The 12,297-nt window shown below is 37.7% G+C and carries 9 protein-coding genes; 3 read left to right on the top strand and 6 right to left on the bottom strand.

Annotated elements, in window-relative coordinates; all coding sequences use genetic code 11:
- Positions 1–16: 16 nt before the first annotated feature.
- Together ACTB0X_RS05655 and ACTB0X_RS05650 are read right to left on the bottom strand one after the other, a co-directional pair.
- The gene (locus ACTB0X_RS05655; protein ID WP_463024015.1) at positions 17–835 is read right to left on the bottom strand and encodes a hypothetical protein; all 819 of its coding nucleotides are present in this window, start codon (positions 833–835) and stop codon (positions 17–19) included.
- A gap of 73 nt (positions 836–908) precedes the next feature.
- Entirely contained in the window at positions 909–4,289 is a 3,381-nt protein-coding gene (locus ACTB0X_RS05650; RefSeq protein ID WP_463024014.1) for a methylmalonyl-CoA mutase family protein, read from the bottom strand.
- Positions 4,290–4,408: 119 nt separating this feature from the next.
- Between ACTB0X_RS05650 and ACTB0X_RS05645 the strand changes: the two genes are divergently transcribed.
- The 3 genes from ACTB0X_RS05645 to hemG all read left to right on the top strand — a co-directional run bounded on the left by ACTB0X_RS05645 (position 4,409) and on the right by hemG (position 8,230).
- The gene (locus tag ACTB0X_RS05645) at positions 4,409–5,230 is read left to right on the top strand and encodes a transporter (RefSeq protein ID WP_463024013.1); all 822 of its coding nucleotides are present in this window, start codon (positions 4,409–4,411) and stop codon (positions 5,228–5,230) included.
- A gap of 75 nt (positions 5,231–5,305) precedes the next feature.
- Positions 5,306–6,670 (top strand): oxygen-independent coproporphyrinogen III oxidase, encoded by a 1,365-nt coding sequence (gene hemN, locus ACTB0X_RS05640; RefSeq protein ID WP_463024012.1) that lies wholly within the window; start codon positions 5,306–5,308, stop codon positions 6,668–6,670.
- A gap of 192 nt (positions 6,671–6,862) precedes the next feature.
- Positions 6,863–8,230 (top strand): protoporphyrinogen oxidase, encoded by a 1,368-nt coding sequence (gene hemG, locus ACTB0X_RS05635; protein ID WP_463024011.1) that lies wholly within the window; start codon positions 6,863–6,865, stop codon positions 8,228–8,230.
- Here hemG and ACTB0X_RS05630 read toward each other — a convergent pair.
- From ACTB0X_RS05630 to ACTB0X_RS05615, 4 genes are all read right to left on the bottom strand, one after another.
- A complete protein-coding gene (locus ACTB0X_RS05630) occupies positions 8,227–8,973 on the bottom strand; it encodes a DUF481 domain-containing protein (protein WP_463024010.1) in 747 nt (248 codons plus the stop codon). The genes hemG and ACTB0X_RS05630 overlap by 4 nt on opposite strands.
- A 6-nt stretch (positions 8,974–8,979) precedes the next feature.
- Positions 8,980–9,879 carry a Ppx/GppA phosphatase family protein gene (locus tag ACTB0X_RS05625; protein WP_463024009.1) on the bottom strand — a complete coding sequence of 300 codons (900 nt, stop codon included), beginning with the start codon at positions 9,877–9,879 and terminating at the stop codon, positions 8,980–8,982.
- Positions 9,880–10,263: 384 nt separating this feature from the next.
- Complete coding sequence (locus ACTB0X_RS05620) at positions 10,264–11,220, bottom strand: glucosaminidase domain-containing protein (protein WP_463024008.1); 957 nt, start codon at positions 11,218–11,220, stop codon at positions 10,264–10,266.
- A gap of 101 nt (positions 11,221–11,321) precedes the next feature.
- Complete coding sequence (locus ACTB0X_RS05615) at positions 11,322–12,236, bottom strand: 1-aminocyclopropane-1-carboxylate deaminase/D-cysteine desulfhydrase (RefSeq protein WP_463024007.1); 915 nt, start codon at positions 12,234–12,236, stop codon at positions 11,322–11,324.
- Between the last annotated feature and the right edge of the window lie 61 nt (positions 12,237–12,297).

The following is a 12,297-nucleotide window of genomic DNA, read 5'->3' as shown; positions in this document are numbered from 1 at the left end:
TACTATTTCTTTTGAATTATTCCACGCTTGGTAGCGGAGCTAAGCGGGAATTTTCACTTTTGCTAAACAAATTAGGGGCCATTTTTACCGATTCAAAATAACTCAAAGTAGCTGTTCCTAGCAGTTTATTCAACTCTCCGGCTTCATTCCATGTCCAAAAATTCCAGGTCGTAGCCATTGGAATTCCATCGAAGTCAACGAAATTTTCATAGGTAATGCAATGTGGATCTGAGTTTGCCTTCTCCAAGTCCTTCCCATAGGTAACGATGTAAGCCATTCCAGAAAGCAAATTTGAAGTCTGATCTTTATAAAGAACATACCAATCATCTGGCGCATCGCCAATATTTTCTCCAAAAGTGAGTTTAGCGGCCTCAAAAGCAACATCAGCTAACTTCCGGCTTCCTTGCTTCTCGATATTTGTCCCAGGATCTGACAACTTATATGGTGCAGTTAAAAAGTAAGGCCATGTCAATACATCAAACCTCGTTTTTTGATAACTCGATGTATCTGGACTGATGTAGGCGTTTTGACCATCAAAAATCATCACTCTTCCGTCTTTTGCCTCTAATCTTGACTTTCCTCCATTTGGAGTAGTATACAGCACGCCATCAAATCTCACATTTCCACCAAAAACCAAGTTGAAATTGGCTTTAAACACTTCTTGAGAATGCCACTTATCGGCATTATGTGCTTTCTCTATTGAATAGTAGAAAGTTGATGTATCCTTTACTTGTTCCACCTCTTTCACTTCACCCTGCTCATTGTTTTCAGTCGATTTGGATTGACAAGCCGCCAAGCCCAGACCAACTATTGCTACAACTATTATTTTCTTCATTTTTCAAATTTTAAAAATGTCTACAAACAAAAAGAACGCGATAAATCGCGTTCTAAATTGCTACTTTTTTATTTTACATATTTCTTCTATACTGTCCACCCACATTAAATAATGAATGGGTTATCTGACCCAATGAGCAATATTTGGTTACTTCCATCAACTCTTCAAACAGATTCTCATTGGCAATGGCTTTTTCCTGCAGCTCACGTAATAGCTTCTCGGAACGATCTGCGTTCTTAGTTTGCAAAGCTTCTACCATTTCAATTTGGTATACTTTCTCTTCTTTCGTTGCTCGAATAACTTCTCTCGGCAAAACAGTAGGAGAACCTTTTGAACTCAAGAAGGTATTTACTCCAATAATTGGAAACTCACCAGAATGTTTCAATCCTTCATAATACAAACTTTCCTCTTGTATTTTGCTTCGCTGATACATGGTTTCCATGGCACCTAATACGCCACCTCTTTCGGTGATTCGGTCAAATTCTGTCAAAACCGCTTCTTCCACTAATTCTGTTAATTCTTCGATGATGAATGACCCTTGCAATGGATTTTCATTTTTCGCTAAACCTAACTCACGGTTGATGATTAACTGAATCGCCATGGCGCGTCTTACACTTTCTTCTGTAGGAGTGGTAATTGCTTCATCGTATGCATTCGTATGCAATGAATTACAGTTATCATAAATCGCATAAAGCGCTTGAAGAGTTGTTCTAATATCATTAAAATCAATCTCCTGAGCATGCAACGAACGACCTGAGGTTTGAATGTGGTATTTCAACATTTGTGCTCTTGCATTCGCTCCGTATTTATTTTTTAGTGCTTTACTCCATATTCTTCGAGCCACACGGCCAATTACTGCATATTCTGGATCGATCCCATTGGAGAAAAAGAACGATAAGTTTGGACCAAATTTATTGATGTCCATTCCTCGACTTAAGTAGTATTCTACATAAGTAAATCCGTTTGCAATGGTAAATGCCAATTGTGTAATTGGGTTAGCTCCCGCTTCAGCAATGTGATACCCTGAAATAGAAACCGAGTAGAAATTCCGTACGTTTTCACGAATGAAATAATCCTGCACATCTCCCATTAATCGCAATGCAAATTCTGTAGAAAAAATACAGGTATTCTGCGCTTGATCTTCTTTTAGTATATCTGCTTGAACGGTTCCTCTAACCTTCGTTAGCGTTGATTTTTTAATCTCTGCATACACATCTGCTGGTAACACTTGGTCACCAGAGACACCCAATAGCATTAAACCCAATCCGTCATTCCCTTCAGGCAATGGACCTTGATATTTAGGTCGAGCCGTCCCTTTATCTTTGTAGATTTTGGCAATTTTTGCTTCTACCTCTTCTTCTAATCCATGCTCTTTGATGTAAAACTCACACTGCTGATCGATGGCTGTATTCATGAAGAAACCTAACAACATCGGCGCAGGACCGTTAATGGTCATAGAAACCGAAGTCATTGGATCCGACAAATTAAATCCTGAATACAATTTCTTAGCATCGTCCAAGCAGCAAATAGAAACACCTGCATTCCCAATCTTTCCATAAATATCAGGGCGGTAAGCAGGATCATTTCCGTATAAAGTTACCGAGTCAAAAGCCGTTGATAACCGCTTAGCTGGCATAGAAAGTGACACATAGTGAAACCTTCTATTGGTTCTTTCCGGACCACCTTCACCTGCAAACATTCGCGTTGGATCTTCCCCTTCACGCTTAAATGGGAATAAACCCGCTGTGTATGGAAACTCTCCAGGAACATTCTCTTGTAAATTCCACTTCAAAATATCTCCCCAAGAACGATACTTGGGCAACGCTACTTTTGGAATCTCAGAATGAGAAAGCGAAGTGGTGTGCGTTTTCAGTTTTAACTCTTTATCCCTTACTTTAAAGGTAAAAATGGGCTGCTTGTATTTTTCTTTCTTGGCTTCCCACTCTTCTAGCAGCAACCAATTCTTAGGGTCTAGCTCCAACTTTACCGTTTCAAAAGACTCTTGCAATCCTTTTACTAAACGATCTTTATCATCCATAGACGAATCCTTAATCGTTTGAATAGAGTTGTGTAATCCATATAATTGTTCTGCTACGTTTGCTTGGGCTTCAACCCACTTATCGTAACTTCTATTGTTCTCAGAAATTTCAGACAAATAACGAACTCGACTCGGAGGAATAATGAAAATCTTTTCAGACATCTCGTCAGTAATCTCCAAACTAGAATTTAATCCTGCTTTAGTAACCGACTCTATTTTCGCCATTAAAGTTCGGTACAATTGATTCGTACCGGGATCGTTAAATTGTGAAGCGATTGTTCCAAAAACAGGAATATCTTTATCATCCTCTTCCCACATCAAGTGGTTGCGTCTGAATTGTTTTTTTACATCTCTCAACGCATCTAAAGCTCCTCTTTTGTCGAATTTATTGATCGACACTAAGTCTGCAAAATCCAACATATCAATCTTTTCTAATTGAGTAGCTGCACCAAATTCAGGTGTCATCACATATAAACTCACATCAGAGTGATCAGTGATTTCTGTATCCGATTGACCAATACCTGAAGTTTCCAAAATGATCAAATCATATTCAGCTGCTTTTAAGATAGAGATGGCTTCTGCTACATATTTTGACAACGCCAAGTTAGACTGACGCGTCGCCAACGATCGCATATACACTCGGTCATTTTTAATGGCATTCATTCTTATTCTGTCACCTAAAAGTGCTCCACCAGTCTTTCTTTTTGAAGGATCTACTGAAACAATTGCAATCGTTTTATCTTCGAAATCCAACAAGAAACGACGAACCAACTCATCCACTAAAGAAGACTTCCCAGAACCACCTGTTCCAGTGATTCCCAAAATTGGTGTCTTTACTTTTGAAGCCATTTCATGTACTTTGTCAAAAGTCGCTTTGCTTTCTTCTGGGAAATTCTCAGCTGCAGAAATTAATCGAGCAATAGCCGTTGTCTTTTTCGATTTTAAATGATCGACTTCATCCGTAATGTCTTTTCCTGTGGGGTAATCTGAACGCTCAACTAAATCGTTAATCATTCCTTGCAAACCCATAGAACGGCCATCATCAGGTGAGTAGATTCGTTCGATTCCATATTCTTGCAATTCTTTAATTTCTTCAGGTAGAATTACACCTCCACCACCACCGAATAATTTGATGTGGCCTGCGCCATTTTCCACCAACAAATCACGCATGTATTTGAAATACTCTACGTGCCCACCTTGGTAAGAAGTCATTGCAATTGCATTGGCATCCTCCTGAATGGCGGTATCTACTACCTCTTGCACACTTCTATCGTGACCTAAATGAATCACCTCAACGCCAGTAGCTTGAATAATTCGTCGCATCACATTGATGGCTGCATCGTGTCCATCAAACAAGGAAGCTGCAGTTACGATTCTAACTTTATTTATTGGTGTATATGGTTTCGCGTCTATCATTTCTTGAATTTTAAGAACACAAATTTACACTTTTCAAGTCTTAGATTAAAAAGATTTTAATAGCTTTGGACACTATCAGTTAGACTACGCTTAATTTCCAACCCTCAACTTCTGAATCTATGAAAAAAGCATTTTTCCTTTCGCTTGCGATTCTATCTACTTTTTTATCTATTGGCCAAAACATCGATACAGATCGACCTACACAAGGTACGAGTGCTATCGTTTTACCAAAAGGAGCATTTCAGATTGAAGCAGGTTTGACAGCTGCTAAGTCTACCATTAAAGGCATCGATAACTACAGAGCATTTCAATTTGCTTTGCCAACAACTACATTTAGGTATGCTTTTGTAAAGAATATAGAATTCCGTTTAGTTACTCAAATTAATCACTTTGATGAAAAATTTAAATTCTCAAACTTTGACAGAACTCAATCAAATACCTATACTGGAATAAGCGATCTTCAACTTGGATTTAAGTTCCAACTTTTGAATAAAGAAGATAAACGTTTAAAATTAGGCTGGTTAACTCACATTTCTACTCCAACAGGGTCAAATTTATTTAGTAGTGAGAGTTTTGGCATTAACAATAGACTTTTAATCTCACACAAAGTAGGGGGTAATGTTAATCTAGGTTACAATTTAGGTCATACTTATTATGAAGAGGGATTCCATCAAGTATTCGCATCCATTTCAGCTACAATTAAAATTAAAGAACGGTTTAGCGTATTTATTGAAGAGTATTTATATGCAAGAGAAGGTCGTGGAAGTCAAACTATAGATTACATATCCAATTTAAATGGTGGTGTCACATTCTTGGCCAAAGACAACCTTCAAATTGACTTATCAATTGGAAGCAATTTAAATCTAGAAGATGGAGATTTCTTCAGACATTATCGATTTATCTCAGCTGGTGTAAGCTGGTTAATTCAAAAAAAGAAGTAGAAAAGTCTTTTCCACTTTGCTCGACCTTAGTCTTCCTTTCTTCGTAAATTTGACGAATCAAAACGAAGAAATATTATGGCTCAATCGCTTATCGCAAAATACAATATTCCAGGACCACGCTACACCTCTTATCCGACCGTTCCATATTGGGACGAAGTTGGAATTAGCTTAGACGCTTGGAAAAAGTCGGTGAAACTATCATTTAATGAAAGTAATGCTAAAGAAGGAATTAGTCTTTACGTGCACTTGCCATTTTGCGAAAGCTTATGCACCTTCTGTGGGTGCAATAAACGAATTACAAAAAATCATGAAGTGGAAGACCCATACATTACCGCAGTTTTAAAAGAATGGGATTTGTATTTGGAGCTATTGGGAGAAACACCAATCATCAGTGAGATTCATTTTGGTGGCGGCACTCCTACTTTCTTCAGTCCCGATAGCTTGAGGAAACTAATTTTGGGATTGACCTCAAAAGGAATTATTCCAAAAGATCATTCATACAGCTTTGAAGGCCATCCGAACAACACGAAGATGGAACACTTGAAAGTGATGAATGACCTGGGCTTCAATCGAGCTAGTTACGGGGTTCAGGATTTTGATCCGAAGGTTCAAAAAACAATCAACCGAGTTCAGCCATTTGAAGTGGTAGAAGAGGTGACAAAGAATACCCGAGAAGCAGGCTTTACATCAACCAGTTTTGATTTGGTTTATGGATTGCCACACCAAACAAAAGACAGCATCATTGATACCATCAATAAAGTAAGAGAATTAAAGCCAGATCGAATAGCTTATTATAGTTACGCCCACGTGCCGTGGATTAAAGGAAACGGTCAGCGCGGATATGATGAAGCAGATCTTCCAAAAGATGATGAGAAGCGTGAATTATACGAAATTGGCTATCAGTTACTATTGGATTCTGGCTACAAAGAAATAGGCATGGATCACTTTGCATTGGAAACCGACAATATGTATGTCTCCATGAAAAACAAAGAGTTGCACCGAAATTTCATGGGTTACTCTGCATCCAAAACTCAATTGATGATAGGACTGGGAGTTTCTTCCATTAGTGACAGTTGGTATGCGTTTGCACAAAATGTAAAAACCGTAGAAGAATACTATAAAATAATCGAAGAAGGTAGAATTCCAATCTTCAGAGGGCATGAGCTAACCGAAGAGGATTTAGTCATCAGAAGGCACATTTTAGACATCATGTGTCACTATGAAACTTCATGGGCAGATGAAGAAAGTTACCACGAAATTATAGATGAGTGTATTCCACGTTTAGCCGAATTGATTGAAGATGGATTCTTAGAATTGGGCGACAAAAGCTTGAAAGTAACTGAAGCTGGCAAGCCTTTTATTCGAAATATTTGTATGGCTTTTGACGTAAGATTGATTCGGAATAAACCGCAGACGCAGTTGTTTTCGATGACGATTTAGGGGGAAGAACGCTTCGCTTTTAGAAGTTAGATGTTAGACCGCTGCGCTGCTAGAGGAAAAAAGTTAAATCAATTGGTATTCTTCACTTAGCGAACTTTGCGAAATCTTTGTGGGCTTTGCGGTTAAACTTTGGTTTTGTTAAGTGCATTTTAGTTGTTCTTAGATGATTTAGGGTAAATAATAAGATAAAAAATGAAAAGAATAGCGGTTTTAGGAGCAGGGATTAGTGGATTAAGTGCTGCTAATTTTTTAATTCGAGAAGACATTGAATTGACTGTAATCGAGCAATCCAGCCAAGTGGGCGGGTTAATGAATACTGCTACCAAAGAAGGTTACCATCTAGAAACAGGGCCTAATTCAGTAATGCTTAATAATCCTGAGTTCTTGGATTTATTGAAGGATTTAGACTTGGTCGGTTCTATTATCTATCCGGAAGAAATCGCAGCTAAAAGTCGGTTCATTTTAATGGGAAAAAAGCCAATTGCTCTGCCATCAGGCCCTGGAAACTTATTGGGAAACAAAGTGATTGGCTGGGGAGGAATTGCAACTATTTTAAGAGAGCCATTCCGAAAAGCCAATAGATATTCTGCCGATGAATCATTGGCCTCATTCTGCAAAAGACGATTCAGCACCTCGCTTTTTGACAATGTAATTGCACCATTTGTTACAGGAGTTTATGCAGGTGACCCTGAAAAAATGAGTGCTAAATTTTCTATGAAAGCATTGTGGGATGCTGAAAAAAATCACGGCAGCATCATCAAAGGAATGATGAAGTCGATGAAAGAAAGGAAATCCGACCCCAGACAGCAGGAACTGCCAAAGCAAAAGATGATTAGCTTCAAGGAAGGGTTAAGAACGATTCCCGAATTAATTCAATCGAAACTAGGTGATCGACTACAGTTAAATTCATCGGTTAATTCCATTCAGCAATTAGAAAACGGATATCGAATTCATTATACCAAAAATGAGCAACAACATCAATTGGAAGTGGATCATATCATTAGTGGATTGCCAGCCTATGTTGAAGCTCAGTTTTGGAAGGAAGTCCACCCCCGTTTCACTGAACAATTAGAACAAGTTTATTACGCTCCTACAGTTGCCATACATCTTGGATACAATAAAAAACAAGTCAAAAATCAAACCGCAGGATTTGGGATATTAACTCGAATATTGGAAAAGAAAAGCTTTTTGGGCGTCTTGTTTATCAATCGATTTTTCCCACACAATGCGCCGAAAGACAAAGATTTATTCGCGATTATAATCGGAGGCGCTCGATCACCAGAATTGACCCAACTACCAAAAGAGGCATTGATCGAAAAGATCAAAACTGAATTGGCTGAGATTATGGAAATTTCTGGCGAACCAGAGTTGGTGAATTACATCAAATGGGAAAAAGGAATTCCTCAATATAATTTAGGCCATGAAAACCTAGTAACTGAGGAAGCTAAATTCTGTTTAGACAATCCAAATTATCAGATAATTGGAAACTACATCCACGGAGTATCTGTAGCTGACTCTATCAAAAAAGGAGTTTTAGCAGCTCAAAAAATTACTACTTAAAACTTATAGGAAATCGCATTCTTTAAGACATAAATGGTCTCTGGAATTTCAAAAGCTGGACGAGAATCGTAAATCAATGTATAGATCACTTTGAGCGATAATTTATCCGTCAGACCAATATTAAAGGTGGTTTCATTTGACAATCGATAATCTTTAAAATTCCAAATCTTAGGCTGGTAGTAGGTCGTACTACTTAGGTTTACATTTTTTGTAATGTCATATTTAAAAGACAAATAGGCACTTAGTCTAACTGTCGCTTCAGACCCTAATCCCTCTTTTAGTTGCTCGTATTCAAACATTGTAAGCAATCCAGTATTGATGGCTAAAGAGTCTGAATCGAGCAATGTATATCGAGGCCCAACCCCTAACAAATACCTCCAATCAATTTTCTGAACACCATTGTATTGACTTTGTGTAAACGCTTCCCACCGAAACTTATCGCTTACAATTTTATTGTATCGCAAATGCTGAAATCCACCATTCACAAAATTTTCTCCATCGGCTTTCACCAAATTAATTTCATTGAAGAACAAAAACAAATGCTCCGCTTTCCGATAACGTGCTTGAATCCGATTGCCTAATTGATAAAGAACAGAAGTATTTTTATTGATATTGAAATTAAAATCAGCCTGACCACTAAACCCCATTTCAGGTGCATTCTGACGCTGGTCTTCTATATTTACGATTTGAGAAAAAATGGAAACCGGTAGGAAAGAAAAGAAAACAATTGCAAAGTACTTCATCAAAAATTAGCCATTTTGGGCTTTATAATCGTGGTAAAGTTGGTGTATTATACCATCGGCCAACCCCACTTTAGGAACTAAAATTCCTGAAATTTTAACTTGTTTCAACGTATTTAGAAAGAGATTTGCCGCAGGAATAATAACATCTGCTCTATCTGGACGAAGCCCAAGGATTTCAATCCGATCTTCCAAAGTAAAAGATTCTAAATGCTCTTTTAAATGCTTCAGTTTTGCATTCTTTAAAACCTTCATCGGGGGCAGTTCGCTTAATTTAAACAACTTATTGATGTTTCCTCCTGAACCAATCACCAAATCCGGGTCAAACTTTTTGCCGACCACCTTGAGCCAGCTATTCATCTCTTCCCAAACCCCTTCTTTCACGATATTATCTCTCAATCGAATGGTTCCAACGTTAAAAGAACGAGCAATCAATTTAGCACCATCTTTGAAAACAGTATACTCGGTGCTACCTCCACCAACATCCATATAAAGGTATGTTTTAGAAGTATCCAAAGCATCCGCAATATGAGTTTGAAAGATTAACTCTGCTTCAGACTCTCCATCAATAATGTTCAATTGCACACCCGACTTCTTGAAAATTCTCTTGATGACATCAGGCCCATTCTCGGCGTCACGCATTGCAGATGTGGCGCACGCTTTATAGGAAACAACATCATATGCTTCCATCAAATTCCGAAACGCCAACATACTTTTGATGAGCTTTTCTTCTTTTTCTTCGGTAATTCTATTGAGGTTAAAAGAGTCTTCCCCTAGTCGGATTGGGATGCGAATCAGTGAGGCTTTCTTAATTATTGGTCCACTTTGGGTTTCGTAAACATTACTAAATAACAACCGAATCGCATTAGAACCAATATCAATAGCTGCAAACCTCAACGTTTCTACCATTCTTCAAAAATAATGGTTTTAGGGGAAAGAGCGAGATTGAAGTTGATAATATTTGTACTATTTAACCACTAAGAACCCTAAAATTTTCGAAGATTATACCAAATAATATTTAAATTAAATACTGCTTTTTGGAATTCTTAAACCTGTAGTGTTCACATATCGTTAATAGTAACGTTAATGATAGGAAAATGACCCGGAAGGTTACATGTTGATGTAATTACAATCGCTCTAGGTTATTCTACTTACAGCTCTTAAAATTAACCACGAAGAGCACGGAGATTATCGCAAAGCCATGCCTGCGGCAGGCAGGAACGCAAAGGAGCACACAGAATTACATTGATTAATTGCTAAATTGATTCATTAAACAATTGTTACATTGCTAAATTAATTAGGTTTCTTCTTATTCAGATAAATTTTCTCTCCGGCTTTTGGCTTATAGCCTTCATTTACTCGATTTCGTTTCCACAGCTTTTTGAGTTTTACGCCATGCATCTGCGAAATCTCCAATAAGGTTTCTCCTGAATTAACAATATGAATATCCTTCTTTGCTCGACCTCTCTTAGGTTGCAGGTAAATAATGTCACCCAATTCAGGCGAATCCGTTTCTTCTAAGTCGTTGTATTTTGTAATTTGCCACAATCCCATATTGAATTCATCAGCAATAGCCTCCAAATCATCACCAGATTTTGCGATAACATACTTGATATTGTTATCGTGGGTAGCGACTTTATGATTTCCATTCTTGCTAGTATAAGCTGATGAACCTCTATTCGTTTTTGATTTACTCTCTTTCTTATCAGCCAATTGTTTTTGGTCTTTTTTGTGGGCTTTGGGATCATCGTATTTGTACAACTCACTCTTTTCAATGATTCCAATTAACAAATCAGGATATTTGGGATTAGTGGCATAACCCGCTTTTTTTAATCCTTTTGCCCACCCTTTGTAGTCGGTAATTTTTAATTCGAATAGAAACGCATATCTATTTCTCCCTGTTAGGAATGCAGAATGATCTTTATAGCTTTCGATTACCTTTTTATACTTTCTAAAACATTCGTCCTTGGCGTCATCATCCATTGTAAAGGTTGGTCCTTTCCAATCTGAATGGCATTTAATCCCAAAATGATTTTTGGCGTACCGCGCCAACGCACTATTTCCATCTCCTGATTCTAAAATTCCTTGCGCCAATGTAATGCTCGCAGGAATTCCTGTTCGTTGCATCTCTTCAATGGCATCATCTTTATATGCAGCAATATACTCGGCTCGAGTCATTCGCTTGGATCCGGCTTGCGCAAATAGTAGAGTGGACAATAAAAAAGTAAATGTAAATAGTAAACTACGCATGTTATCAACTGGTGTTAATAAGATTAATTTACAAATTTAAACGTAGTTGTAGCTGAAAAATTGAGCAAAATGAACAAGATATTAACAGTCAATTATTAACTCTAATGCAACTCTAACCCGAGTCGCTCTTCCATTCCTTTATTGCCCTGCAAACCACCCGTATGAATGGCTAAAATTTTAGTACCAGATGAGAAATAGTCCTTTTGAATCAAGTCTGTTAATCCGAAGAGCATTTTACCGTTGTAGATTAAATCCAATTGAACCTGATGATCTCTTTTAAAAGCATTCACAAAATCAACTAATTCTGGTTTCACTTTGGCATAACCGCCAAAATGATATTGATTGAACATCGTCCAGTTTGCCTTGTCAACGATTTCATTATTCGTCAATATTGAGGTAAACTCATCACCTACCTTATCTCCTTTTAGTGCAGAAAAAATGAGTAATTGTTGGTGCTCCTCCAACACCGAATAAATTCCGGCTGCAGTACCTCCACTTCCAAAAGGAGTGGCAATACAATCATAATCTTGGTCCCAATCTGCTTTCATTTCAGCCACTCCTTTTAATGCCAAATGATTGGTTCCTCCTTCAGGAATTATAAAAACATCCCCAAATTGCTCCTTCAATCCCTCTAAAAATGAGGTATCTTCTTTTAGTTTATAATCGCTTCTACTAATGTAATGTAATTCCATGCCATTGTTTACCGCAGTTTGAAGTGTCACATTTAGAGGTTGGTGCTCTTCGCCTCTAATTATTCCTATTGATTTTAAATTAGAAAGTTTAGCGGCTGCCGCAGTTGATGCAATATGATTGGAATAAGCTCCTCCAAAGGTGAGAATGGTCTTGTGACCTTGCTCTATCGCATTTTGAATATTGTATTTCAGCTTTCTGAATTTATTCCCACTTACTTCAGGATGCAACAGATCATCTCGTTGCAAAAACAAACGCACTTTTTTCGCCTCAAAAAGTGGAGAAAATAATTCTTGAACAATAGCGGTTTGTTGAGCGTTTACCATTCCTCAAAGTTAATCGAATTCGTTTCCAAATTGCTGCGTTGTTGATTAACTTTGTAAATTA

This window comes from Acidiluteibacter sp. (assembly GCF_055129545.1).
This window is presented reverse-complemented; position numbering and strand designations above follow the sequence as displayed.